Origin of the sequence: Streptomyces sp. AN091965 (assembly GCF_022698285.1) — a bacterium.
Classification (GTDB): domain Bacteria; phylum Actinomycetota; class Actinomycetes; order Streptomycetales; family Streptomycetaceae; genus Streptomyces.
This window is the reverse complement of record NZ_JALDMY010000001.1, coordinates 5,384,933-5,409,302: the sequence shown is the minus strand read 5'-3', so window position 1 is coordinate 5,409,302 and position 24,370 is coordinate 5,384,933. Positions and strand designations below refer to the sequence as shown.

The following is a 24,370-nucleotide window of genomic DNA, read 5'->3' as shown; positions in this document are numbered from 1 at the left end:
GGGTTCCCGTTCAACCGGTGGCCTCCCGGCCAGGCGGCAGGATCCCGGTCCGTCGGTGGTCTCCCGGTCACGCGGCAGGGCACCGGTCAGTCGGTGGTCTCCGCGGCGGCCGTCTTCTTGGCGACGGCCTTCTTCGTAGTCGTCGTCTTCTTGGCGGCCGTCTTCTTTGCCGTCGTTTTCTTGGCAGCGGTCTTCTTGGCCGCCGTCTTCTTGGCGGGGGCCTTCTTCACGGCCTTCTTGGCGGTCTTCTTCGCGGGGCCCTTCGCCCGCTTCTCCGCGAGCAGCTCGAAGCCGCGCTCGGGCGTGATGTCCTCCACGGAGTCGGCCGCCCGCAGCGTCGCGTTGGTCTCGCCGTCGGTCACGTACGGACCGAAGCGGCCGTCCTTCACGACGACCGGCTTGCCGCTGACCGGGTCCTCGCCGAGCTCCTTGAGCGGCGGCTTCGCGGCGGCGCGGCCGCGCTGCTTGGGCTTGGAGTAGATCTCCAGGGCCTCGTCGAGGGTGATGGTGAAGAGCTGGTCCTCGGTCTCCAGGGAGCGCGAGTCCGTGCCCTTCTTCAGATACGGGCCGTAGCGGCCGTTCTGCGCGGTGATCTCGACGCCCTCGGCGTCGGTGCCGACGACGCGCGGCAGCGACATCAGCTTGAGCGCGTCGGCGAGCGTCACCGTGTCCAGGGACATCGTCTTGAAGAGCGAGGCCGTGCGCGGCTTGACCGCGTTCTTGCCGGTCTTCGGGGTGCCCTCGGGGAGCACCTCGGTGACGTACGGGCCGTAGCGGCCGTCCTTGGCGACGATCTCGCGGCCCGTCTCCGGGTCGGTGCCGAGCTGGAAGTCGCCGCTCGGCTTGGCGAGCAGCTCCTCCGCGTACTCGACGGTGAGCTCGTCGGGCGCCAGGTCGTCCGGGATGTCGGCGCGCTGGTGGTTCTCGGAGTCCTTCTCGCCGCGCTCGATGTACGGGCCGTAGCGGCCGACGCGCAGCACGATGCCGTTGTCGACGGGGAAGGACGACACCTCGCGGGCGTCGATCGCGCCCAGGTCGGTGACGAGCTCCTTGAGGCCGCCGAGGTGGTCCCCGTCGCCGTTCCCGGCGTCCGCGGCACCGCCGGTGCCCTCGCCCTCGCCGAAGTAGAACCGTCGCAGCCACGGCACGGCCTGCGCCTCGCCGCGCGCGATGCGGTCGAGGTCGTCCTCCATGCGGGCGGTGAAGTCGTAGTCGACGAGCCGCCCGAAGTGCTTCTCCAGGAGGTTCACCACGGCGAAGGACAGGAAGGACGGCACCAGGGCCGTGCCCTTCTTGAAGACGTAGCCGCGGTCGAGGATCGTGCCGATGATCGACGCGTACGTCGACGGGCGGCCGATCTCGCGCTCTTCGAGCTCCTTGACCAGGGAGGCCTCGGTGTAGCGGGCCGGGGGCTTGGTGGCGTGGCCGTCGACGGACATGTCGTCGGCGGACAGCGCGTCGCCCTGGGAGACCTGCGGGAGGCGGCGCTCGCGGTCGTCCAGCTCGGCGTTCGGGTCGTCGGCGCCCTCGACGTAGGCCTTGAGGAAGCCGTGGAAGGTGATGGTCTTGCCGGACGCGCTGAACTCGGCGTCACGGCCGTCGGCGGCCCGGCCGCCGATCTTCACGGTGACCGAGTTGCCCGTCGCGTCCTTCATCTGGGAGGCGACGGTCCGCTTCCAGATCAGCTCGTAGAGCCGGAACTGGTCGCCGGTCAGGCCGGTCTCGGCGGGCGTGCGGAAACGATCACCCGACGGGCGGATCGCCTCGTGCGCCTCCTGCGCGTTCTTGACCTTCCCGGCGTACGTGCGCGGCTTGTCCGGCAGGTAGTCGCCGCCGTACAGCTGCGTGACCTGTGCGCGGGCCGCCGTGACCGCCGTGTCGGACAGGGTCGTTGAGTCCGTACGCATATAGGTGATGAAGCCGTTCTCGTACAGCTTCTGGGCCACCTGCATGGTGGCCTTCGCGCCGAAGCCGAGCTTGCGCGAGGCCTCCTGCTGCATCGTCGTCGTACGGAACGGTGCGTACGGGGAGCGGCGGTAGGGCTTGGACTCGACGGAGCGGACCGCGAAGTCCGTGTGCTCCAGGGCGGCGGCCAGCGCGCGGGCATTGGCCTCGTCCAGGTGCAGGGTGTTCTGGCTCTTCAGCTGCCCGAGGGAGTCGAAGTCGCGGCCCTGGGCGACGCGCTTGCCGTCGACCGTCGTCAGCCGGGCCACCAGCTGCGAGGGGTCGCTTGGGTCGCCGGCACGGCCGGTGCCGAAGGTGCCGGTCAGGTCCCAGTACTCGGCGGAGCGGAAGGCGATGCGCTCGCGCTCGCGCTCGACGACGAGCCGGGTCGCCACGGACTGCACGCGGCCCGCGGAGAGCCGCGGCATGACCTTCTTCCAGAGCACCGGCGAGACCTCGTAGCCGTACAGGCGGTCGAGGATGCGGCGGGTCTCCTGGGCGTCGACCATGCGCTGGTTGAGCTCGCGCGGGTTGCGGACGGCGCCCTGGATCGCGTCCTTGGTGATCTCGTGGAACACCATGCGCTTGACCGGGACCTTGGGCTTCAGGACCTCGAGGAGGTGCCACGCGATGGCTTCGCCCTCGCGGTCCTCATCGGTGGCGAGGAAGAGTTCGTCGGACTCCTTGAGGAGGTCCTTGAGCTTCTTGACCTGGGCCTTCTTGTCGGCGTTGACGACATAGATGGGCTGGAAGTCGTGCTCGACGTCCACGCCGAGGCGGCGGACCTCGCCCGTGTACTTCTCGGGGACCTCAGCGGCGCCGTTGGGAAGGTCACGGATGTGCCCGACGCTCGCCTCGACGATGTAGCCGGGGCCGAGGTAGCCCTTGATCGTCTTCGCCTTGGCAGGCGACTCGACGATGACGAGTCGGCGGCCGCCCTGTGCGGTCTCGCTGGTCGGGGACAACTTCGCTCTTCTCTCCGGTCGACGCTCGGTTGGCAGTGCGGTGCCCGGCGCCCCCCTTGGGGGGTCGCCGCGACTGCGCTTGCGGTTGCGCTGTCGCTGCGGAGTGTGACGGTACATCCCGCCCCCGTGTCAAACGGGAAAAGCCCGCAACGGCCACTCGAACGGTAACCCGACTACCGCCATTCCTGCCGCCTGGGCTGGCCTCAGGCCGTGCGCCGTGCTCCGTGCCGGGTCTCGCCGGGTCTCTCGGCTTCCCGGGTCCCCAGGCGGTACGTAGGCCGGTGGCCGTCCGTCACGTCGCACGCCCGGCCGAAGGCCGACGGGGGCGGGGCCCCGGGGGTGCGGACTCCCGGTTCCGGGCCCGGGGCGCCCCGGGCGGGCTTCACACGCGTGTGAAGGACCACACCGCCAAGGCCAGCGCGCCGAGGCCCGCGACGGCGGCGAGGGTCGCGGCGGCCGTCTGCTGCACGCCGTGCGCCACCGGGGCGCGGTGGGCGACGCGGGTGCCGGTCCACAGCAGCAGTGCCGCGCCGAACAGCGCGAACACCGCCCCGGCGAAGATCGCTGGTCCGCTCTCCATGGCCTGGCCTCCCCGTGCCGGTTCCGTACGTGGCACCTCATGGATGCCCCGGCTGCGGACGCTGGCACGCCCAGGCGGCGGAACCACGAAATCCGGGTGAACGAGGGGCGGCGGGCCGGGGCGACAATGGCCGGTTCCCTACGCGGAAGGGCCGACTCCGGGTGGGTACGGGGGTCGGCCTCCCAGGGTGGCAGGGACTCGTCACGTTGCGTACGGAAGTCGCTCACGCCACGTACGTGACCGATCGGGGCCGGTACGAGCCGCGGCCCCGGTCGGCACCCCCGTCCCTACTGCCCCACCGGCTCCAGGAACCCCTGCTCCACCAGGAGCCGGATCTGGGCCGGGGTGCGGTCCCGGAGCGCCACCGGGTCCTCGCCCATCAGCTGGGCGATGGCGTCCAGGATGCGGCCCGCGCCGAGCGTGCCGTCACACACGCCGGCGAAGCCCGCGCCCACCGTGTCCACGCGGGTCGCCCGCCGCATGCCGCGGTGCTGGCGCAGCACGACGTGCTCCGGGTCCTCGGCGCCCGGCATGCCGACCTGCTCCTGCACCACTTCGGCGGCGAGCTTGAAGTGGTCGCCGAGCAGCGCGGCGTCGTCGTGGGCGCGCAGATAGTCCTGGCGGGCGAAGTGGGCCCGGACCGTGTCGCCGAGGGGCTGCTCGACGGGGTGCGGCCACTCCTCGATGGTCACGGACGGCTCCGCGGCACCGGACTTGCGCAGCGTGACCCAGCCGAAGCCGACGCCCTTGGTCCTGCGGGCCTCGAACTCGTCGAGCCACGCGTCGTACAGCGCCGCGTACTCCGCCGGGTCGGTGCGGTGGTCCCCGGCGTCGCGCAGCCACAGCTCCGCGTACTGCGTGATGTCCTGCACCTCGCGCTGCACGATCCACGCGTCACAGCCGCGCGGCACCCAGGAGCGGACGCGCTCGGTCCACTCCTCGCCGTCCACGTGCTGCCAGTTGGCGAGGAACTGGGCGTACCCCCCGTCGTTCAGCCTGTCCCCCGCCTGCTGAACGATCGAGCGGCACAGATCGTCCCCGCCCATGCCGCCGTCGCGGTACGTGAGCCGCGCGCCCGGCGAGATCACGAACGGCGGGTTGGACACGATCAGGTCGTACGTCTCGCCCTCGACCGGCTGGTACAGCGAGCCCTCCCGCAGGTCCGCGTCCGGCGCCCCGGAGAGCGCGAGCGTGAGCCGGGTGATGTGCAGGGCACGGGGGTTGAGGTCGGTCGCGGTGACCCGGGTGGCGTGCTGGGCGGCGTGCAGCGCCTGGATGCCGGAGCCCGTGCCGACGTCGAGGGCGCTGGCCACGGGCGTGCGCACGGTGATCCCGGCGAGCGTCGTGGAGGCCCCGCCGACGCCGAGCACCACGCCCTCGTCGCGGCTGCCGATGCCCCCGGCCCCGCCGACCGCGCAGCCCAGGTCCGAGACGATGAACCAGTCCTCGCCGTCGGGCCCCCCGTACGGGCGTACGTCGACGGTGGCCTTGAGGCCGCCGCCCTCGCCCGCCGCGCGGTCCTCCGTGAGCCAGCCGCTCTCCAGGAGAGGGCCGACGGGCAGCACGCGCTCCACGCGCGCGTGCGGCACGGAACGCTGCAACAGGAAGAGCCGTACGAGCGTCTCCAGGTCACCGTCGCCCCGGGTGGCCCGCAGCGCGGGCACGGTCTCGCTGCGCGCGAGCGCGGCGTACGCGGACGCCCCCAGGAGTTCGAGGAGTCCGTCCGCGGTGAAGTCGGCCCCCAGGAGGGCCTCCCTCAGGCGCGGGGTGACATCGGAACGGTCGGTCAAAGGCAGGCCATAACTCACGCCCACATTGTGACCCGTCCTCAGGCCAGAGGTCCGCGCACAACGCCCGCGACGACCGTCCGCACGACCTTCACGACGGCCTCGGCCTCCGGCGGGGCGCCCTTCCTGTCGGCGAACAGCAGGTGTCCCGCGCCGATCAGTGTGGGTGCGAGCGTGTCGACGTCGGCGTAGGCCGCGAGACGACCCCGTTCGCGCTCGGCGCAGAGGTAGGCGGCGACCATGGCGGTGGCCTCCGCGAGCACCGGGACCCCGGTGGGACGCGTCCGCCGCAGCCGGGCGCGCAGCTCGTCCCGCGAGGTGACGAGGCCGACCACCGCCACGGCGACCGATCCGAACAGCTCCGTCAGGGCGTCGGCGAGGTTGTCGACGACGGTGCCGGTCCCGGCGGAGGCGCGCAGCTCCGCGGCCTGCCGGTCCACCCGGGCGACGCGGTCCAGGACCAGTTCGGCGAGGAAGGCGTCGAAGTCGGCGAAGTGCCGGTGCAGCACGCCCTTGGCGCAGCCCGCCTCCGTGGTGACGGCCCGGCTGGTCAGCGCGCTCGGCCCGTCCCGGAGCAGGACGCGCTCAGCGGCGTCGAAGAGCTGCTCGCGCGCGTCACGGATGGCTACTCCTGTGGGCACCGGGGCGCTCTCCTCTCTTTCTGTGGCCGTCGGCCACAGGGGCGTTCGTTTCCGCCGTCGTCGGCCGACGGCGGGTTGGCTGGCGGCCGACGGGCGCGTCGGCGGGTGGGCGACGGGCCCCTTGACCGGTGGCGACCGGGCCGTTGACGAGTGGGCGATCGCCCACTCATAGTGGGCGCATGCCCACTTTACCGCCGGGGCCGCCGGAACAGGGCCCTCCCCGTGAGCCCACACCCCATCAACACCGCGACGTGGCCGAGTCGTTCGGCGCCGACGCCGCTCGCTACGACCGGGCCCGGCCCCGCTACCCCCAGGCCCTGGTGGACCGCGTCGTCGGCGCGTGTCCGGGACCGGACGTCGTCGACGTAGGCACGGGGACCGGCATCGCGGCCCGCCAGTTCCAGGCGGCCGGTTGCCGGGTGCTCGGGGTCGAGGTGGACCCGCGGATGGCGGCCCTGGCGCGACGGCGCGGCCTCACGGTGGAGGTGGCGGCGTTCGAGGAGTGGAACCCGGCGGGGCGGGTCTTCGACGCGGTGGTCTCCGGCCAGACGTGGCACTGGGTGGACCCGGTCGCGGGCGCGGCGCGGGCGGCGCGGACGCTGCGGCCCGGCGGCCGCCTCGCGGTGTTCTGGAACGCGGGCGAGCCCCCGGCCGACCTGGTGCGCGCCTTCGCCGAGGTCTACCGCCGCCTGCTGCCCGACTCGCTCGCCGCCCGCCAGTGGGCGATGCCCGCCGGGGACGCGTACGCGGCCCTCGCCCTGAGGGCCGTCGACGGGATGCGGGCGGCGGGCTCGTTCGGCACGCCGGAGCACTGGCGCTTCGCCTGGGAGCGGGACTACAGCCGCGACGAGTGGCTGGACCAGGTGCCCACGACCGGCGGCCACACCGGCCTCCCTGCACCCCTCCTGGAGGAGGTCCTCGCGGGCGTCGGAGCCGCCGTGGACGCGGCCGGGGGCGGCTTCACGATGCGGTACACGACGGTGGTGGCCACGGCGGCACGCACGTAGGGCCCGCCGGGGCACGCGAGAGGGGCGCCTCCTGTCGGGAGGCGCCCCGCAGCACGGATCCAGCCGACGGGCCAGTCAGGACGCCGGCCGACGGGCCGTCAGACTCCTGGTCGACAGGCCGTCAGGACTCGGGCCGACGGGCCATCAGACTCCCGGTCGACGGGCCGTCGGGACTTGGGCCGACGCGCCATCAGGACTCCGGCCGACGCGCCGTCAGGAGGACGACGGCGAGCTGCCTGCCTTGCAGCTGTCCTGCTCGCGCATGGCCTTGCCGACGTCCCCGGCCTCCAGCTGCTTCTGGGCCGTGTTCTCGCTCTTGCTGAGCTTGCCGAGGCCCTCGGCGACCTTCGCGAGGTCGTCCGCGAAGGCCGACTGGTTCTTCGTGTCGAGCTTGTCGGTCTGCGCCTTGAGGTCCGCGTACGACTTGGAGAGGCCGTCCAGCTCCTTCACGGCGGCGTTCAGCTTCTTCTCGCCGTCGTCGACCGGCGGCGCGCCCGCCTTCTTCAGGGCGGCGCTGCGCTCCTTGTAGGCGTCGGAGATGTCCTGGAACGCCTGCGAGTCGGTCTTCTTCACTTCCTCCGGCGAGCTGTTGTCCGCGGTCTGCTTCTTGATCGCCGCGTTGGCGTTCGCGATCTTCTTCGACTGTGCCTGTACGGCCGTGTCGCAGACCTTCTTGGCCCAGTCGTCCAGCTTCTTGTTGCCGTCGTCGTCCGAGCACCCCGACAGCGCCAGTACCAGTACCGCACCGCCGGACACTGCGGCCGCGAGCTTCTTGTTCACCGGATTGGTCCCTTCCATGGCTCTCGGCCCCGGAACTTACACGCCGACCGGGCCGGGACCCCACGCCGGGCATCCCCTATCGCCGCTATTGCAGCCATTTGCACCAAGGGGCCCGGCGCGAGAGAAGGCTCACGACACGCGCCGTGGCGCCCGCCGGCACGCACGAGGGGCGGGCGGCGCCTCAAGAAGCGCCACCCGCCCCCGTGTTGGGACGGCGGGACCGGCTACGAGACGACCGCGGGGTCGGCCGAGCTGGCGACCTTCCCCGAGTTCTCCTCGTCACCGACGGCGATGCCGCGCCGCTTGGAGACGTACACCGCGCCGACGATGACCGCGATGGACAGGACCGCGATCAGGACGCGCATCCCGACGCTCTTGTCCTCCCCGTAGCTGAACTTGACGACGGCGGGCGCGATGAGCAGCGCCACCAGGTTCATCACCTTCAGGAGCGGGTTGATCGCCGGGCCCGCGGTGTCCTTGAACGGGTCGCCGACCGTGTCGCCGATCACCGTCGCGGCGTGGGCCTCGCTGCCCTTGCCGCCGTGGTGACCGTCCTCGACGAGCTTCTTCGCGTTGTCCCACGCGCCACCGGAGTTGGCGAGGAAGACCGCCATCAGCGTGCCCGTGCCGATCGCGCCCGCGAGGAACGCGCCGAGCGCGCCCACGCCGAACGTGAAGCCGACCGCGATCGGCGTGAGCACGGCGATCAGTCCGGGCGTGGCCAGCTCGCGCAGCGCGTCCTTGGTGCAGATGTCGACGACGCGCCCGTACTCGGGCTGCTCCGTGTAGTCCATGATCCCGGGACGCTCGCGGAACTGCCGCCGCACCTCGTACACCACGGCCCCGGCCGACCGCGACACGGCGTTGATCGCGAGCCCCGAGAAGAGGAACACGACCGCGGCGCCGAGCACGAGGCCCACCAGGTTGTTGGGCTGTGAGATGTCCATCACCAGGTTCATCGGGGCGCCGTCGCCGAGTTTCTGGCCGACGTCGTCGGCCGCCTCGGCGATCGCGTCCCGGTACGAGCCGAACAGCGCCGAGGCCGCGAGGACGGCCGTGGCGATGGCGATGCCCTTGGTGATGGCCTTGGTGGTGTTGCCCACGGCGTCCAGGTCGGTGAGCACCTGCGCGCCCGCGCCCTGGACGTCGCCGGACATCTCGGCGATGCCCTGCGCGTTGTCGGAGACCGGACCGAAGGTGTCCATGGCGACGATGACGCCGACCGTGGTGAGCAGGCCGGTCCCGGCGAGCGCCACCGCGAACAGGGCGAGCATGATCGACGTACCGCCGAGCAGGAACGCCCCGTACACACCGAGGCCGATCAACAGCGCCGTGTAGACCGCCGATTCCAGGCCCACGGAGATGCCCGCGAGGACGACCGTGGCCGGGCCCGTGAGCGAGGTCTTGCCGATGTCCCTGACGGGCCGTCGGGTGGTCTCGGTGAAGTAGCCGGTCAGCTGCTGGATCAGCGCGGCCAGGACGATGCCGATGGCGACCGCCACGACCGCGAGGACCCGCGGGTCGCCGCTCTTGGCCAGGATCGCCGCGTCCTCGACCCCGTCCAAGTCCGCGTACGAGGACGGGAGGTAGACGAAGACGGCCACCGCGACGAGGGCGAGCGAGATGAACGCCGAGATGAAGAAGCCGCGGTTGATGGCGGTCATCCCGCTGCGGTCGGAGCGCCGGGGCGCCACCGCGAAGATGCCGATCATCGCGGTGATCACGCCGATCGCGGGCACGATCAGCGGGAAGGCGAGCCCGGAGTCACCGAACGCGGCCTTGCCGAGGATCAGCGCGGCGACGAGCGTGACGGCGTACGACTCGAAGAGGTCGGCGGCCATCCCTGCGCAGTCGCCGACGTTGTCGCCCACGTTGTCGGCGATGGTCGCGGCATTGCGCGGATCGTCCTCCGGAATGCCCTGTTCGACCTTGCCGACCAGGTCGGCGCCGACGTCGGCGGCCTTGGTGAAGATGCCGCCTCCGACACGCATGAACATCGCGATCAGCGCGGCTCCGAGGCCGAAGCCTTCGAGCACCTTCGGTGCGTCCGCCGCGTAGACGAGCACGACACAGGAGGCGCCGAGCAGACCGAGCCCCACCGTGAACATGCCGACGACGCCGCCCGTACGGAAAGCGATCTTCATCGCTTTGTGCGAGACGGCGGTGAGATCCTTTTCCGGCTCGCCTTCCGCCGGTGTCGCTTCCCGGGCCGCGGCGGCCACGCGCACATTGCTGCGCACGGCGAGCCACATACCGATATAGCCGGTGGTGGCCGAGAAGGCCGCACCGATCAGGAAGAACACCGACCGGCCGATGCGCTGATTCCAGTCGTCCGCGGGCAGCAGCATGAGCAGGAAGAACACCACGACGGCGAAAACGCCGAGGGTCCGCAACTGCCGCCACAGATAGGCATTCGCGCCTTCCTGCACCGCCGCGGCGATCTTCTTCATGCTGTCGGTGCCCTCGCCGGCCGCGAGCACCTGGCGCACGAGCACCCAGGCGACCGCCAGGGCCGCGATCGCGACGGCCGCGATGACCATCACGATGAGGCGGTTGTCGTCGGTCAGTACCGGACCCGCGAGGATTGAGGGGTGGTCAAGCTGATGAGGGGTAGAAAGCCCCGCCATTCGTCCTCCTTGACGCTTGGGCTGAGCTCAAGATGTGGACGGATTGTAGGGAGCCGAACCTGATCAAAACAGAGCGGCGCAAACGGAATTGGCGCACAGGTGCGTATCTTCAAAAGATCGCGCCCGTCGATTGACCCCGAAAGCGGTAATGCCTCAAAACCATTGACGCCGGAGTTGACCAAGGCCTCCCCGCCCCCACCTCCATTGATCACCGTTCCCTCGCTCACCAATTTCCTCACTTGTCACATAAACGAAAACCGTGCGCAGGCATGCGGCGAACAGATTTCTGTAACGAGGGAGACGGTGGGAGGCCGGTTCGGCGGGGCGGGGCGAGGTAGGTGCGCCGCGCCGGGCGGGGGCACAGGGCCCGCAGGGCCTTCGGCCGGGCCCTCGGGGCGCGGTTGGGACGGCCCTCGGGGCGCGGTTGGGACGGAGGGGGCCGGGGATGCGCTGCCCGGTCCTGTGCAGCCCGGCCGGGAGGCCTCGCTGCGGCCCGCGTGGCGCTCGGCCGGCCGGCATCGCTGGATCCCGCGCGCAAGGCCCGCGCGCAAGGCCCGAGTGGGAGGCATCGCTGGTGGAGCCCGCCCGCGTGGGAAGCCCCACTGGGAATCCTTGGCGGGAAACACCACTGGGGCGTCGCTCTGGAGAGCGCCGGCCGGAGCGGGCCTGTCGCTCGGGAGCGCGGCTCGGGAGAGCGTTGGCCAGGGGCGGCTTGTCGCTCGGGGGGAGGCGGCTCGGGAGAGCGTTGGCCAGGGGGCGCGGCCGGGGTGTCGCTAGGGCGTCGTGGGCCAGCTCATGCGGATCAGGCCGCCGCCCTCGTCCGCCGTGACCTCCACGTCGTCGACGAGCCCGCTGATCACCGCGAGGCCCATCTCGTCCTCGCCCTCGGCCTCCGGGTCCTCCGCGCCGGGCCGACCGCCCGACGCGGCCGCGGGCACGACGCGCGGCGCCTCGTCACCGACCTCGATGGAGAACTGCTTCTCCTCCTCGACCAGCGCGACGCGCACGGGCGCGGTGATCCCGGCGGCCTGATGCAGCCCCACGGCACGGGTGCAGGCCTCGCCGACCGCGAGCCTGACCTCGTCGAGGACGGCCTCGTCCACTCCGGACCGTCGCGCCACCGCGGCCGCCACCAGTCGGGCGGTCCTGACGTGCTCGGGCAGCGCGCTGAAGCGGAGTTCAACGGTGGCCATGCATCCCCCTCGGACATACACGCGTGCTGTCGAAGGGCCGGGCCGACGGCCCGGCCCCCCGCCGTACTGCCACTCCGGGACGGAGCCCGGAAACCCCGGACCTGCCGGGGCGTCCGGCTCAGTCGGTGGCCGCGACCGCTTCGTCGACCGAGGTGTGGATCGGGAACACCTTGGTCAGGCCGGTGATGCGGAAGATCTTGAGAATGCGCTCCTGGTTGCACACCAGGCGCAGCGAGCCCTCGTGGGCCCGCACGCGCTTCAGGCCGCCGACCAGCACGCCGAGTCCGGTGGAGTCGAGGAAGTCCACGCGCTCCATGTCGACGACCAGATGGAAACTGCCGTCGTTCACCAACTCGACCAACTGCTCGCGCAGCTTGGGCGCGGTATAAACATCGATTTCGCCACCGACCTCGACGACCGTACGATCGCCGACGGTACGGGTCGACAGAGACAGGTCCACGGATCCTCCAGCACCTTGCTATCGAGCGGTCGCCCCTCGGGACACCTCGGCCCACGCCCCCGGGACGGATCGCCAGCCGCGATGGCATTCAATCACTTACGGGCAGGCGTGCACGACGCCTTCGGACCATTGTCCATCCCGCCAGTGACACACTCGATGCCGATGGCCAACTTTTCCCCTTCCGGAAGACCCTCGGCGGACACCCCGGCACACGTCTCCCCGCAGACGGTCCTGGACCGTCTGACCACGGGGCCGAGCCGGGCTGCGCGCGTCACTCATACGGAGCACCTGCCCCCGAGGGCGGCCCGCTATGCCGTCTGGCCCGATCGCATCCGCTCCGAGGTCGTCGCCGCCGTCCAGAAGGCCGGAATCGAGCACCCCTGGGCCCACCAGGCACGGGCCGCCGAACACGCGCTTGACGGCACGTCCGTCGTCGTCGCCACCGGCACCGCGTCCGGCAAGTCCTTGGCATATCTCACACCGGTGCTCTCCGCCCTCCTGGACGGCGCCGAGGCCGCGAACGGACGCGGCACCACCGCCCTGTACCTGGCCCCCACGAAGGCGCTCGCCGCCGACCAGCGCCGCGCCGTGCGCGCCCTGGCCGAACCGCTCGGCCCGTCCGTCAGGGCCGCCGTGTACGACGGCGACACCCCCGTCGAGGAGCGCGAGTGGGTGCGCCAGTACGCCAACTACGTCCTGACCAACCCCGACATGCTGCACCGCGGGATCCTCCCGTCCCACCCTCGCTGGTCCTCCTTCCTGCGGGCCCTGCGCTACGTCGTCATCGACGAGTGCCACACCTACCGCGGCGTCTTCGGCTCGCACGTCGCCCAAGTCCTCCGCCGCCTGCGCCGCTTGTGCGCCCGCTACGGCTCCGATCCCGTCTTCCTCCTCGCCTCCGCCACGGCCGCGGACCCTGCCGTGGCCGCGGGGCGCCTGACCGGCCTGCCCGTCACCGAGGTCGCCGACGACGGCTCGCCCCGGGGCGAGGTCGTCTTCGCTCTCTGGGAGCCGCCGCTCACCGAGCTCCACGGCGAGAAGGGCGCCCCGGTGCGCCGCACCGCCACCGCCGAGACCGCCGACCTGCTCACCGACCTGACCGTGCAGGGCGTCCGCTCCGTCGCCTTCGTACGCTCCCGGCGCGGCGCCGAGCTGATCTCCGTGATCGCCCAGGAGCGCCTCAGCGAGGTCGACCGCTCCCTGGCCCGCCGCGTCGCCGCCTACCGGGGCGGCTACCTCCCCGAGGAACGCCGCGCCCTGGAACAGGCCCTGCACTCCGGCGAACTCCTCGGCCTCGCCGCCACCACCGCTCTCGAACTCGGCGTGGACGTGTCCGGCCTGGACGCCGTCCTCATCGCGGGCTATCCCGGGACCCGGGCCTCGCTGTGGCAGCAGGCGGGCCGCGCCGGGCGCTCCGGGCAGGGCTCCCTGGCGGTGCTCGTGGCCCGCGACGACCCCCTGGACACGTATCTCGTCCACCATCCCGAGGCGTTGTTCCACCAGCCCGTCGAGTCGACCGTTCTCGATCCCGACAATCCGTACGTCCTCGCGCCCCACCTGTGCGCCGCCGCCGCGGAACTTCCCCTCACCGAGGAGGACTTCCCGCTCTTCGGGCCGACCGCCGAGGAGCTGATGCCGCAGCTGGAGGCCGCGAAGCTGCTGCGTCGCCGCACGAAGGCCTGGCACTGGACCCGCCGCGAGCGCGCCGCCGACCTCACGGACATCCGCGGCGAGGGCGGCCGCCCCGTCCAGGTCGTCGAGGAGGGCACGGGGCGGCTGCTCGGCACCGTCGACGCCTCCGCCGCGCACACGACCGTCCACGAGGGCGCGGTCCACCTCCATCAGGGCCGTACGTACCTCGTGCGCCACCTGGATCTCGAGGACTCCGTCGCGCTCGTCGAGGAGGCCGTCCCGCCCTATTCGACGACCGCCCGCGACACCACCGCCATCTCGGTCCTCGACACGGACACCGAGATCCCCTGGGGGCCCGGCCGTCTCTGCTACGGATCCGTCGAAGTCACCAACCAGGTCGTCTCCTTCCTGCGTCGCAAGCTCATCACCGGCGAGGTGCTCGGCGAGACCAAGCTGGACCTGCCGCCGCGCACCCTGCGCACCCGGGCGGTGTGGTGGACGGTCACCGAGGACCAGCTCGACGCGGGCCGGATCAACCCGGAGATCCTCGGCGGCGCCCTGCACGCCGCCGAGCACGCCTCCATCGGCATGCTGCCGCTCTTCGCCACGTGCGACCGCTGGGACATCGGCGGCGTCTCCGTGCCGCTGCACCCGGACACGCTCCTCCCGACGGTCTTCGTGTACGACGGTCATCCGGGCGGCGCCGGGTTCGCCGAGCGCGCCTTCCACACCGCCCGCGCCTGGCTCACCGCCACTCGCGAGGCCATCGCCTCCTGCGAGTGCGAGGCCGGGTGCCCGTCGTGCATCCAGTCCCCCAAGTGCGGCAACGGCAACGAGCCCCTGCACAAGCGCGGCGCGGTCCGCCTGCTCACCACCCTCCTGAAGGACGCGCCGGCGGACTGAGCCCTGGCTGGGGGTACCGACTGAGCCCTTCGCGCGAGTGCCGACTGGCTCCTGCGCGCGAGCGCCGACCAAGCCCCGCCTGGGAGCGCCAACCAGGCCGAGCGCTGGAGCACCGACCCGGCCTCGCTCAGGGGCGCCGTCTGGGCCCTGCGCGCGAGCGCCGACCACCTCCGGCCCGGCAGCGCCGACCGAGCCCCGTCCAGGGGCGCCGACTCGGCCCCGCCCGGGTTTCCCGCGAGGCCTCACCGGCCCAGGGCTCGTCACGAGGCCCACAGGCTCCATGCGACTCCTTGGCATCTTGGGCCCTGTGTGGCCTGAAAACCCCGCGAGTCCCGTTGGCATCGCGGGCCCCGCCCGTGATCTGACCTCCGTCGTGAACGGCCCCAGCTCCGCTGCCGCCGTCACGTCCGACACCTGGCCCCGGACCTCGCACCGCACGATCCGCGTGCCCTGCGCCCGTGCCACCCGGCCCGCCCGCGCGCACGCCTCGTCGGGCCCGGCCGTCCAGTGGTCCGCCGCCGCGAGCGCGGCCAGATCCGCGGCGCCGCCCGCCCGGTGCCGGGCGACCGTCACCTGCGCCATCGCCAGGACGGCACCGGTGACCACGCAGAGCACAGCGAGGACGACCACCACCCACACCGTGGCGGCACCCTTGTCGATCTGGGCGGCGCTCCGGCCCGACTGAGCAACGCCCGGGGCCACCCGGGCAGCGCTCCGGCCCGCCCGCGGCCCGGCCCGTCTCACGTGCCCACCCCCGCCGCGCCCGCCCCCACCGCGTCCTCCGCCAGCGCCACGGCCTCCGCGCGCAGCCGCACGGCGAGCCCCAAGGGCCGCGGGCCCGGTGACGGTGCCACCACCTCGACCCGCACCAAGTCCCCGTCCCGGCGCACGGAGACGTGTGCGCCGCGCGGTGCCGCCTGCCGGGCCGCCGCCACGGCCGTGCCCTGCGGGTCCTGACGCGCCATCGCCCGAGCCCCCGCCCTGGCCGCGTCCACGCACTGGATCTGCGCGGACGCGGTCATGAGAACCCACAGGAGCCCCATCGTGAACAGCACCAGGGTCGGCAGGACCACAGCCGCCTCCGCCGTCACGAACCCGGCGTCGCCCCGCCTCCCGGACCCGCCCGGTCCGGCGCCTCCAGCAGCCCCGTCCCCGGCCTGCCCGGAGGCGCCCTCTCCGGCCGCCCCCGCCTCAGAACTGCACATGGAGCGCCCTCTCCACCAGCGCCTGCAGCCCGGCGTGGACGGGCCCGCTCGTCACCACCTTGTAGAGCAACCCGGCGAAGCCCACGGCTGCCAGGGTTATCTAGGGTGTCAAGCCATAACTACAGGTGAGCGGCCTAGCCGCCTGTTAGGTACGTAAGGCATGTGGGAGTCAGTCTCGGGCCCACCGATTGTTGATCACAGTGGGGCGGCCTGCGGGCCTCGCTGAGTTTGGATGAATCGGTGCAGGTGTGACTGAGCGTGCCCCTTGGCTCTTTGAGCATGCTTGTTGGCCCTAAACGACAAGTTGGACCGCTGAGGAGCGTTTGCCTCGTCCATTGCTTTGTCTGGAACTTCGAAAACCGCCCGCCCGCTGCGGCGGCGGTGTCGCCGACTCTCGACCTGCCCTGCGCTTCGTCCGAGCTCTGGAGCATTGCGTCGTCACCGTCGGTGTCTTGAAGGTGGCTCTTTTGTGAACGATCGATCAGTGATATCCCTAGTCGCAGCCGCAGCAACGGCCACCGACCGGTCTGCACGAGGGGGGAGCGTGTCGGATCAGACGCGTGGGCCACAAGGTGATCCCGCCGAGCCGCCGTTGGTGCTCACGGGCCCGGTGATGCAGTTTCCGTACATGCCGAGCCCCAAGAAGATCGTCTTCGGCTACGACCCGGACGAGTTCGAGGAGTTCGTCAAGGAATGGGTTCCGGCCCTCGAAGCGGACTATGTGCGCGTCGAGCGGCAGGGCGGCACCGGGGACCACGGCATCGACGTGGCCGCCTACCGCAGCGAGCAGGGCCTGGAAGGGCCGTGGGACAACTACCAGTGCAAGCGCTACAAGACCGCCTTGAACTGGAGTACAGCAGCCGGTGAGATCCGCAAGATGTTCGCTGGAGTGGTACTGGAGCATTTCGTCCTGCCCACCCGGTACGTGTTTGTCGCCCCCGCCTTCGCCCGCCCTCTGCGCGCGGCACTGGCGAAGCCAGAGCGGACCAGAGCGAAGTTTCTGGAGGAGCTAGCCGCAACAAACGATGAGGTCATCACCCGGTTGACGAGCGATCAGTGCCAGGAAGTGGCCCAGCTCGCCGCGCAGACGGACTTTTCCATGTTCGTGCCCATCGACATGGATCTTATGCTCGAACAACATAAGACCACGCCGTACTGGGCCATGCGATTCCAGGACGAACAGCGCAAACGCCCGGCGATCATGACACCCCCGGACGAGCATGATCCGGAAGAGGCGCGCTATGTGCAGCAGCTGATGCGGGTGTACGCGGAGCGGTGGAAGACGGAGGTCGACACCCTGGAGTCGATCACCCAGCACCCCACGGCCGGCGATCACATGCGACGCCAGCGCGAGGCGTTCTACAGCGCCGAATCTCTGCGACGCTTCGCCCGGGACGCCTATCCGGACGGACACTTCAACGCCGTCATGGACGACGTCCACACCATTGCTGTAGAGGTGGGCGACCGGCGTTTCGAGCTCGGCTGGGACCGGCTGCAGGCGGTGCTGGAAGCCGCCGGGGCCGTGGCGCTGACACAGACAGTCCTTACCCGGTATGTGAGACCCCTGGACCGAAAAGGGGTATGCCATCACCTAGCGAACGATGGCCGACTGACATGGTGTGAGGAAGGGGGAGCCGCATGAACCCGCTCAACAGTCCGCTGGAGATCGGGGTGCGGGCGCTGGTACTGCTGGCCGAGAGCCACCCCCAGCCCCTCGATCTGGCACAGCTGGCCGTCCTCGACCACGCCGTCCTCCACAGCGGCGACCTCGACGGCCCGCCCTCCCTGCACCCATCGCTGCCCGGACACTCCGGAGAGCTGGGCATGAAGCGCACCGTGCTGGAACAAGCGCTCCTCGTTCTCATCCGTGCCGGGCTCGCCGGCGTGGAAGGAGATGAGACAGGGTTGGTCTACCGAGCCACCGAGCGCGGGCCTGCGTTCGTCGACATTCTTGAGGCCCCCTACGTGGAACGCCTGCGCGAGCGCGCCGAGTGGGCCGTGCACCACTGGTCCCCCGACCTAGATGTCCGCAGGGCCACTGCGGAACTCCTAAACGGCTCCCTATCCGCGACCACGCCAGTCGAGGGCCACCGTGAGTGAACTGCAGCTGACCCATCTCACCTTCTGCGGGCCCGACCTCGCCTCAGCGCAGATCGTCTTCGGACCGGAGCTGACCGTCATCTACGGCACCTCTGACACCGGCAAGTCATTCATCGTAAAGTCGATCGAATACATGCTGGGCGGCGCCGATTTGGCGATGGTCCCCGAAGGCCACGGCTACACCCAGATCCTCCTCGGTCTGCTCATGCCGGATGGCAGCCCGCTGACCCTGCTGCGCGCCCCCGATAGCAACAGCATCTTCCTCTACCACGCGGACCTGCGCGGCTATGTGACGGGCTTACCGGATGCATCAGTGACAGCTGTCCACAACGCCCGCAGCCGCAACAGCCTGTCCATCCATCTGCTGCGAGAACTGGGCCTGGACGAGGTCTTGATCCGCAAGAACGAAACCGGCGGCACTCGCCCCCTCGCGCTGGCCGATCTGCTGCACCTGGCGCTGGTCACCGAGAACCGCATGGTCGGCGACGTGCCTCCGGTGCTTCGCACGGGGACGGCGAGTACGCGGACCGCGGAGCTGTCAGTGATGCGGTTCCTAGTCACCGGGAAAAGTGATCCGGCCGTAGACACCGGCCTCAACGCCGGGCAGCGCCGCGTCCACAAGGGCCAGATACAGCTGCTAGACCAGCTTGTTCTCGACCTGTCGTCCAAGCTCACCACGCAGGAGAACGAGCGCCAGCTCCGCGACCGGCACATTCGGATCCGTACCGCGCTGGACGAGCAGTCGGCGCCGCTGCGCGAGACCAATGAGTCCCACCGCGAAGCGGTCGACGCCCGCATGCAAGCCGCTCGCGAGCTGGCCGCGCTCGATGAGCGGCTGACCGAGGTCAGTGACCTGCTGGGCCGCTTCAAGTTGTTGGAGGCGCAATACCGTTCGGACCTGGAACGGCTGGCCATGGTCAACGAAGCGGGCAGCATCCTAGGTTACTTCAAAGTCGGCGCTTGCCCGTTTTGCGGCGCCGAACGCGAGCACCAGCAGCCCAACCACCGCCTGGAGGAGACCACCCAGCTGCACACCGCCGTTGCAGCAGAAGCCGCCAAGACCACCGCACTACTCGCCGACCTGCTGCCCACGATCGCCCATCTGGAAGGGGAGCAGACGGCCTTGGTGAGCCGCCGGGTAGAGGCGCAGTCCGACATCGGGGTGTGGGATCAGATCATCGCCGAGCTGGAGGTCGGAATCGCTGCGCTTCGCTCCGATATCGAAGACCTGGTCGAGGAACGCTCCGTCGTGGAGCGGGAACTAGAGTTGCAGGCCCGCATCGCCGAGCTGGACGACAAAAAGTCTCGGCTGGTCGGAGATGGCGTCGTCGCCACCGCGCGCCCCACTCAGCACATCCCGACGGCCACGTTGGGCGAATTCGACTCCATCCTCCAACAGACCCTCAATGCCTGGCAGGTGCCAGTCGCTGACCACGCCGAATACGACCAGTATTACGCTGAGATCCGCGCCGGCGGCCGCAAGCGGATAGAACGCGGCAAAGGGATGCGCTCGGTCCTGCACTCGGCGTTCACCACGGCACTGGCCCGTTTCTGCATGGACCGGGACCTGCATCATCTCGGCTTCGTCGTCCTAGACTCCCCCGTGGTCACCTACCGTGACCCCGAGCCCGACGAGATCGACGATGTGGAACTGACCTCCACCGTCGTGGACCGGTTCTACAAGGACATGCTGTCCTTCCCCGGCCAGGCCATCATCATCGAAAATGGCGACCCGCCTACCAAGGTGCTCTCCGAAGCCGTCACCTACCACTTCACCGGAACGGCAAGCGGCAGAGCGGGCTTTTTCCCCACATCCAGGTACTAGCACCAACCAGCTCTTGTTACTGCGCCAAGTGAAGACCCGTTGTCCTCTCTCCTGCTGCCTGCCACTGCGACGAGCATTGTCGACGGTAGACATCCGCATCGGCCAGTGGAGTCAGTCGGTGAGTCCGGTTCTCTTGGCCATGGCCAGCAGGGCGGGCCGGCTGCGCTGGTGCATGACGAACAGGACGCGGATGACCTCGCGGCTCATGGGGTGGATCTGCGTCATTTGCGGCGCTACGGCGAACGCACGGTTCAGCCACCGTTCGGCCTCGTCAAGGTGGTGAGTCGCCAGTGCTGCCCGTGCCCCGTCGATGCACAGGCGTCCGATCCGGGAGGCGGCGAGTCCCCGGGGCGGGTTGTCCTTGAGCGGGTCGGACATTTCTACGGCCCGATCGGGCCGGTCGAGCTCGATGTGAGCGGCGAGCTCGTATAGGGCGGTGTTGCCCGCGCCGAAGGTGAGGTTGTGCCGCAGGAGGTCGCCATCGTCACCGAGCTGCGTGGCGAGGCGCTTGGCGTGGCGCAGGTGGTCGTCGGTGGCGTGCTCGTCCCGGTTGCGTGAGGCCAGGACGACGCCGCGCAGGTGGAGGGAGCCGAGCGTGACGATGTGGTCAGCGCCGCTGCCCCTGGCCTGTTCGTACTGGGAGATGGCCTGCTCGACGATGGCGAGGCCCTCGTCGTACTGGCCGGCCGACTGGAAGGTGCCCGCCAGGTTCCATGCCGTGGCGGCCTCGGCGTCGGGGTTCCAGGTCCGCTGTGCGGCCCATGACTGCCGGGAGACGATCATGTCCGCCAGGTCGTACTCCCCCATCCGGTGGGCGACGGCGTACGCGCACCCGTACAGATCCGCGACCTGACCCCACGCGATGGCGTCCCCGCCCGCGTCGAGGGCGGTCGCGGTCGCCTGGCCGAGGAGCCTGGGCAGTATCCGCAGCAGCTCCAGGTACTTGGTGTCCGCCCTGAGCTGGGCTGCGGTCTGAAGGCCCACGGCCAGCTCGCCCTGGGGCGGTGTGTCCTCGCTGGGAAGGGTGTGGCGGCGCACGGCCAGACGCAGTGCGTGGAGGTGGTCGGCCTGCTCCAGGGGGCTGCGGAAGGGCTGGCCGTAGATCCTCCCGGTGGTCACGTGCAGGGCCTTCGAAGCCGCGGCCGCGACCGGCGGCGTGACCGGCCGCTGGGCTCCCTCGATCTTCTTCAGGTAGGACACCGAGATGCCCATCATCCGGGCGCACTTGGTCTGGCCCAGTCCCCGTGCCTTGCGCAAGACCGCGATGTTCTCCCCGGCCGCTGGTGCCTTGTCCATGCCCTCAACTGTTGCACGCGGGCGTGTGTCCGGAAAGCAACTCCCTTATGGCCCAGAGGTGTTGTGTCCCTCTTGTGTCCACTGATCTTCCTCGCCGGGAGTTCTCTGATGTGACCGGACGGCATACGCAGGGACGGAGACGACCATGAGTGGAAGACCGGCCCCCCACCAGCCCACGCAAGGAACTCTGTTGGGCACGGCATCCCCTTTCCTGCCCCGCACGGGTGACCTGGCCGCTGACCCAGGCAGGGGCGGCCGGATCGGGATCATCACGTCCCTGCCCAGCGCTGAGTGCGCCCACTACCGTCTGCGGTCGCCCGCGGGCGACGAGGAGTGGACCGCGCCAGCCGACGGCACCACACTCACGCCGGTCCCGGCCAAGCCCACCCACGCCACGCTCGCCACGGGCCCTGAGCCGGTCTACGACCGCCAGGCCAGCCAGGCCTCCATGCCCATCGTGGTCCACTTCGAGGACGGCACCACCGCCGAGGCCACGGCGATCCTCACCCCCGCCGAGATGGAGCGCCTGTACGCGCAGGCAGGCCGCCTGCTGGCCGATCACGACGCCCGCTGGGGTAAGCCGTGAAAGGCCAGCACCGGACCCCGGCGCACGGTCGTGACCTGCTCACCCCCGCCCTGGCCGTCATCGGCACGCTGTGCTCCGCGGTGAGCGTTGCCTTGTTCGGGGTGGCCCTGGACACAGAGCTGCGTAGCCAGGCACCCGAGCAGCCTGTCTCCCGTGCGGACATCCCGCCGCACGACTGATCTCCCGCCCGCCCGAGCCCAGACCCCGCGATCGGGCGGGCGGGCCCCTCACTGCGGCCCGCCCCCGGCCCGCTTGGTCTGGCCAGACTGGGTCGGCGCGTGTGCTGCAGGACACGTGCCACCGCCGAACTGTCAGGGAGCTGCTTGTGTACGTGATGCGTCCGGCCGCCGCCGGGGACCAGGAACCGATCGCCGTCATGGTGCGTGCGCGGTGCGCGTGGATGCGTGAGCGCGGTATCCCCGACTGGCCCCGCACCGAGGAGGACGTGCGGATCGTCGCCTCGCAGGCCGCCGACCCCCACTTCCCCGTGTGGGTACTGACCGAGGGCGAACAGATCATCGGCTGCACCACCGTGTTCACCAAAACGCCCGAGTGGGGCTGGACGCCTGAGGAACTGCAGGAGAGCGCGCTGTTCCTGGCGTCGTCCTTCACCCACCCCGACCACCGCCAGCACCAGCCGGGCCGCCTCATGGCCTGGTGGGCACTGGACCGGGCCGCCCGCGACGGCATCACCTGGGTGCGGCGCGGCACGTTCGTCGAGCGGCTGATGGCCTACTACCGCGATGTGCAGGGCTGGCAGCTGGTCCACACCCCGCAGCGCAAGGGCCGCACCGCCTACCTGATGGCCCGCCGCGCGGAGCCCATGCCTGCGCTGGCGGAGCTGGTCAAAGACTCCGGCGCCCCGTTGGGATGACCGGGCCGCACCACCACTCGTACCGCCAACGAGAGAGGTGACCGCCATGAACGAACCCACCCCGTTCGAGAGCCTGTTCGCGGACAAGGAGGTCCGCAAGGTCCCGGGCCTGGAACTGCTCTACACGAAGAAGGAAGGCAACTCCGACACCCAGACCGAGACCGACGACATCTGACCGCAACCGGGCGGGGCAGCCTTGGGCCGCCCCGCCCGGCATCACGCCAAGGGGAGGAAACGACATGTTCAAGCTGCGGTTAGCGGGCACCCCGGACGCGGAGGGCTGGCGGTTCGACGGGCGCCGGTGGTGGTGCGGGGCCTCGTGGGTCGAACCGTTCGCGCACCCGGCCATCGAGCACGTCGCCTTCGTGGCCCGCCAGCCCCGACGGACCGTCCTGATCATCCGCGAAGTGGCCACCGGGCAGCCCCGGATGACGACGTACCGCCAGAGCGTCAGCAGCGGCGGGTACCAGCGCATGCTCGACCAGGCCGAGCAGTGGCCGCTGCACGCCATGCGAGTGGAGGTAACCGACGGGCATCCGGTACGGATCACGTGCGGGCCGCGCGGCGTCGCGCCCCTCTACCTGTGTGCCGCCCACGGCAGACTGGATGCCTCCTGGGACGTCCTCGACTTGGACCCCAACCCCGGCGACCTGGACGCGCGGGAGGTGGCGGCGTATCTCGCCTACCGCCCCCGGTACAGCACCGCCACCGTCTTCTGCGGTATCCACCGGCTCACCGAACGCGCCACCGCCTCCTGGACCCCGACCGGCGGGCTCGCCCTCACCTACCCGGAACCGGCCCCGCACTCCCTGCCACGCGTTCTTCGCGACGACGCCGACCCCGTGGCCGCCTTCACCGGCCTGCTGCGGCAGGAGATCACCGCCCGCCCGCTCACCGCCGACCAGTGCGCCGTGGAGCTGTCCGGCGGCATGGACAGCACCATGACCGCCCTCGCCACCGCCGAAGCCGTCGGTCCCGCCCGCACAGCCGCCCTCCTTCTTGGCGGCTCCGCGGGCGCCCAGCAGGCCCGCCGACGGCGCCAGATCAGCGAACACGCCGGCCTCGGTCCCGACGTGACCGTGCCGGTCGAGGACTGCGCTCCCTTCCGGCCCGGCGGCCGCCGGGCCACTGGACGGCCCTGGAGCCCGCTGGACGGCACCTACGCGGAGGCGATGAGCAAGCTGTACGCCCGCCTGCGGGACGCCGGAGTGCGGTGGGTCCTGACCGGCATCGGCGGCGACGAGCTGTGCTTCCAACGGCCCGAGGAGCGAGCCCGCAGCGGCGACCCGTGGAACCTACGGCCCATCCCCGGCCATCTCGGCCCCCAGGCCCGCCGCCACCTGCCGCATCTGACGGACGACCTTGCCCCGGCCTCCGTCCTGCATGCCTCCACCGTCGCCTCCGTCGGCGTTCACAGCGCTACCGCCATGCGCCACGGCCTGTGGCCCATCAGCCCGCTGGCGACCCCGCTCATCCTGCGGTTCGCCGAGTCCCTGCCACACACCTGGCGCTGCAACAAGCACCTCATGCGCCGCCTGCTGGAACGGGCCGGGTACTCCGCCGAGGTCGCCCACCCGCCCATCCCGGAGAACTTCACCACCACCTGCGAGAACGCCATGCGCCACCACGGCCGCCCGCTGCTGCAGAGCTGGCTGCCTGATCTCCTCCTCGCCAAGAGCGGCCTCATCGACACGGAACAGCTCACCACGCAGTGCGCGAGCGTGGCCGCCACCGGCCAGCACGCCAGTGAGCTGTACCGCCCACTGGCGCTCGAAGCCTCATTGCGAGCCCTGACCTCGGCTCATCCGAACCGCGCGACATCCAGAACCATGGCGTGACCGGGTTCCCCGTCCGACGGCTTACTGACGCCCACCGGTCCCCCACGCGGGTGCTTCTGGCAAGGGCCGGTGACACGGCGAGGGCGCCTCAAACACGACCAACGCGTCAACCTGGCTCCCGCGCTGG

21 protein-coding genes and 1 pseudogene are annotated in these 24,370 nt (G+C 70.8%); 10 read left to right on the top strand and 12 right to left on the bottom strand.

What is annotated here, in order from left to right:
* Window positions 1-86: 86 nt before the first annotated feature.
* The 4 genes from topA to MQV74_RS22920 all read right to left on the bottom strand — a co-directional run bounded on the left by topA (window position 87) and on the right by MQV74_RS22920 (window position 5,917).
* On the bottom strand, window positions 87-2,909 hold the full coding sequence (gene topA, locus MQV74_RS22935) for a type I DNA topoisomerase (RefSeq protein WP_242720463.1): 2,823 nt from the start codon (window positions 2,907-2,909) through the stop codon (window positions 87-89).
* Window positions 2,910-3,291: 382 nt separating this feature from the next.
* Window positions 3,292-3,489, bottom strand: coding sequence for a hypothetical protein (locus MQV74_RS22930; protein WP_242720461.1), 198 nt, complete (start codon window positions 3,487-3,489; stop codon window positions 3,292-3,294).
* A 287-nt stretch (window positions 3,490-3,776) separates the two neighbouring features.
* Window positions 3,777-5,285 (bottom strand): DUF7059 domain-containing protein, encoded by a 1,509-nt coding sequence (locus MQV74_RS22925; protein ID WP_242729010.1) that lies wholly within the window; start codon window positions 5,283-5,285, stop codon window positions 3,777-3,779.
* A gap of 32 nt (window positions 5,286-5,317) precedes the next feature.
* Window positions 5,318-5,917 (bottom strand): TetR/AcrR family transcriptional regulator, encoded by a 600-nt coding sequence (locus MQV74_RS22920; protein ID WP_242720459.1) that lies wholly within the window; start codon window positions 5,915-5,917, stop codon window positions 5,318-5,320.
* Window positions 5,918-6,096: 179 nt separating this feature from the next.
* On the opposite strand from MQV74_RS22920, the gene MQV74_RS22915 reads away from it, so the two are divergent.
* Complete coding sequence (locus MQV74_RS22915) at window positions 6,097-6,924, top strand: class I SAM-dependent methyltransferase (protein WP_242720457.1); 828 nt, start codon at window positions 6,097-6,099, stop codon at window positions 6,922-6,924.
* Window positions 6,925-7,137: 213 nt separating this feature from the next.
* On the opposite strand, the gene MQV74_RS22910 is transcribed toward MQV74_RS22915, so the two are convergent.
* The 4 genes from MQV74_RS22910 to bldG form a co-directional block, all read right to left on the bottom strand.
* The gene (locus MQV74_RS22910) at window positions 7,138-7,722 is read right to left on the bottom strand and encodes a small secreted protein (RefSeq protein ID WP_138961052.1); all 585 of its coding nucleotides are present in this window, start codon (window positions 7,720-7,722) and stop codon (window positions 7,138-7,140) included.
* A gap of 206 nt (window positions 7,723-7,928) precedes the next feature.
* On the bottom strand, window positions 7,929-10,331 hold the full coding sequence (locus MQV74_RS22905) for a sodium-translocating pyrophosphatase (RefSeq protein WP_242720455.1): 2,403 nt from the start codon (window positions 10,329-10,331) through the stop codon (window positions 7,929-7,931).
* Between the two features lie 773 nt (window positions 10,332-11,104).
* Window positions 11,105-11,524: an ATP-binding protein gene (locus MQV74_RS22900; protein ID WP_242720453.1), complete on the bottom strand. Its 420-nt coding sequence runs from the start codon at window positions 11,522-11,524 to the stop codon at window positions 11,105-11,107.
* Window positions 11,525-11,642: 118 nt separating this feature from the next.
* Entirely contained in the window at window positions 11,643-11,984 is a 342-nt protein-coding gene (gene bldG, locus MQV74_RS22895; protein WP_030677886.1) for an anti-sigma factor antagonist BldG, read from the bottom strand.
* A gap of 81 nt (window positions 11,985-12,065) precedes the next feature.
* On the opposite strand from bldG, the gene MQV74_RS22890 reads away from it, so the two are divergent.
* Complete coding sequence (locus tag MQV74_RS22890; RefSeq protein WP_242720451.1) at window positions 12,066-14,519, top strand: DEAD/DEAH box helicase; 2,454 nt, start codon at window positions 12,066-12,068, stop codon at window positions 14,517-14,519.
* 405 nt (window positions 14,520-14,924) lie between these two features.
* Here MQV74_RS22890 and MQV74_RS41205 read toward each other — a convergent pair.
* The 3 genes and pseudogenes from MQV74_RS41205 to MQV74_RS40850 form a co-directional block, all read right to left on the bottom strand.
* Window positions 14,925-15,125: pseudogene (locus MQV74_RS41205) on the bottom strand (Rv3654c family TadE-like protein); the annotation flags it as partial.
* A 134-nt stretch (window positions 15,126-15,259) separates the two neighbouring features.
* A complete protein-coding gene (locus tag MQV74_RS22880) occupies window positions 15,260-15,724 on the bottom strand; it encodes a TadE family type IV pilus minor pilin (RefSeq protein WP_242720450.1) in 465 nt (154 codons plus the stop codon).
* Entirely contained in the window at window positions 15,711-15,818 is a 108-nt protein-coding gene (locus MQV74_RS40850) for a DUF4244 domain-containing protein (protein ID WP_278195030.1), read from the bottom strand. The genes MQV74_RS22880 and MQV74_RS40850 overlap by 14 nt, the downstream gene beginning before the upstream one ends.
* 450 nt (window positions 15,819-16,268) lie before the next feature.
* Between MQV74_RS40850 and MQV74_RS22870 the strand changes: the two genes are divergently transcribed.
* From MQV74_RS22870 to MQV74_RS22860, 3 genes are read left to right on the top strand one after another with little or no spacing between them, the layout of a single operon-like run.
* Entirely contained in the window at window positions 16,269-17,366 is a 1,098-nt protein-coding gene (locus MQV74_RS22870) for an ABC-three component system protein (protein WP_242720448.1), read from the top strand.
* Window positions 17,363-17,824 carry an ABC-three component system middle component 2 gene (locus MQV74_RS22865; protein ID WP_242720446.1) on the top strand — a complete coding sequence of 154 codons (462 nt, stop codon included), beginning with the start codon at window positions 17,363-17,365 and terminating at the stop codon, window positions 17,822-17,824. Before MQV74_RS22870 ends, MQV74_RS22865 begins: the two co-directional genes overlap by 4 nt.
* On the top strand, window positions 17,817-19,649 hold the full coding sequence (locus tag MQV74_RS22860) for a hypothetical protein (RefSeq protein ID WP_242720444.1): 1,833 nt from the start codon (window positions 17,817-17,819) through the stop codon (window positions 19,647-19,649). Before MQV74_RS22865 ends, MQV74_RS22860 begins: the two co-directional genes overlap by 8 nt.
* Window positions 19,650-19,760: 111 nt before the next feature.
* Here the strand turns inward: MQV74_RS22860 and MQV74_RS22855 are convergent, their stop codons facing one another.
* The gene (locus MQV74_RS22855; RefSeq protein ID WP_242720442.1) at window positions 19,761-20,945 is read right to left on the bottom strand and encodes a helix-turn-helix domain-containing protein; all 1,185 of its coding nucleotides are present in this window, start codon (window positions 20,943-20,945) and stop codon (window positions 19,761-19,763) included.
* A 190-nt stretch (window positions 20,946-21,135) separates the two neighbouring features.
* Here MQV74_RS22855 and MQV74_RS22850 point away from each other — a divergent pair, with 190 nt between their 5' ends.
* The 5 genes from MQV74_RS22850 (at window position 21,136) to MQV74_RS22835 (ending at window position 24,243) form a co-directional block, all read left to right on the top strand.
* On the top strand, window positions 21,136-21,531 hold the full coding sequence (locus tag MQV74_RS22850; protein ID WP_242720440.1) for a hypothetical protein: 396 nt from the start codon (window positions 21,136-21,138) through the stop codon (window positions 21,529-21,531).
* Window positions 21,528-21,710, top strand: coding sequence for a hypothetical protein (locus tag MQV74_RS22845; protein ID WP_242720438.1), 183 nt, complete (start codon window positions 21,528-21,530; stop codon window positions 21,708-21,710). Before MQV74_RS22850 ends, MQV74_RS22845 begins: the two co-directional genes overlap by 4 nt.
* Window positions 21,711-21,931: 221 nt before the next feature.
* Window positions 21,932-22,405, top strand: a complete 474-nt coding sequence (locus MQV74_RS22840; RefSeq protein WP_242720437.1) for a GNAT family N-acetyltransferase — start codon at window positions 21,932-21,934, stop codon at window positions 22,403-22,405.
* Window positions 22,406-22,451: 46 nt separating this feature from the next.
* Window positions 22,452-22,580, top strand: coding sequence for a hypothetical protein (locus MQV74_RS40845; RefSeq protein WP_278194198.1), 129 nt, complete (start codon window positions 22,452-22,454; stop codon window positions 22,578-22,580).
* 64 nt (window positions 22,581-22,644) lie between these two features.
* Complete coding sequence (locus MQV74_RS22835; protein ID WP_242720434.1) at window positions 22,645-24,243, top strand: asparagine synthase-related protein; 1,599 nt, start codon at window positions 22,645-22,647, stop codon at window positions 24,241-24,243.
* Window positions 24,244-24,370 lie beyond the last annotated feature (127 nt).

What these genes read in the sequence shown, in the direction of transcription:
- MQV74_RS22930 (WP_242720461.1), bottom strand. Translation starts at nt 3,489, where the DNA reads ATGGAGAGCGGACCAGCGATCTTCGCCGGGGCGGTGTTCGCGCTGTTC.
- MQV74_RS22915 (WP_242720457.1), top strand. Translation starts at nt 6,097, where the DNA reads ATGCCCACTTTACCGCCGGGGCCGCCGGAACAGGGCCCTCCCCGTGAG.
- MQV74_RS22910 (WP_138961052.1), bottom strand. Translation starts at nt 7,722, where the DNA reads ATGGAAGGGACCAATCCGGTGAACAAGAAGCTCGCGGCCGCAGTGTCC.
- MQV74_RS22905 (WP_242720455.1), bottom strand. Translation starts at nt 10,331, where the DNA reads ATGGCGGGGCTTTCTACCCCTCATCAGCTTGACCACCCCTCAATCCTC.
- MQV74_RS22900 (WP_242720453.1), bottom strand. Translation starts at nt 11,524, where the DNA reads ATGGCCACCGTTGAACTCCGCTTCAGCGCGCTGCCCGAGCACGTCAGG.
- MQV74_RS22890 (WP_242720451.1), top strand. Translation starts at nt 12,066, where the DNA reads ATGGCATTCAATCACTTACGGGCAGGCGTGCACGACGCCTTCGGACCA.
- MQV74_RS22880 (WP_242720450.1), bottom strand. Translation starts at nt 15,724, where the DNA reads ATGTGCAGTTCTGAGGCGGGGGCGGCCGGAGAGGGCGCCTCCGGGCAG.
- MQV74_RS22865 (WP_242720446.1), top strand. Translation starts at nt 17,363, where the DNA reads ATGAACCCGCTCAACAGTCCGCTGGAGATCGGGGTGCGGGCGCTGGTA.
- MQV74_RS22855 (WP_242720442.1), bottom strand. Translation starts at nt 20,945, where the DNA reads ATGGACAAGGCACCAGCGGCCGGGGAGAACATCGCGGTCTTGCGCAAG.
- MQV74_RS22840 (WP_242720437.1), top strand. Translation starts at nt 21,932, where the DNA reads ATGCGTGAGCGCGGTATCCCCGACTGGCCCCGCACCGAGGAGGACGTG.
- MQV74_RS40845 (WP_278194198.1), top strand. Translation starts at nt 22,452, where the DNA reads ATGAACGAACCCACCCCGTTCGAGAGCCTGTTCGCGGACAAGGAGGTC.
- MQV74_RS22835 (WP_242720434.1), top strand. Translation starts at nt 22,645, where the DNA reads ATGTTCAAGCTGCGGTTAGCGGGCACCCCGGACGCGGAGGGCTGGCGG.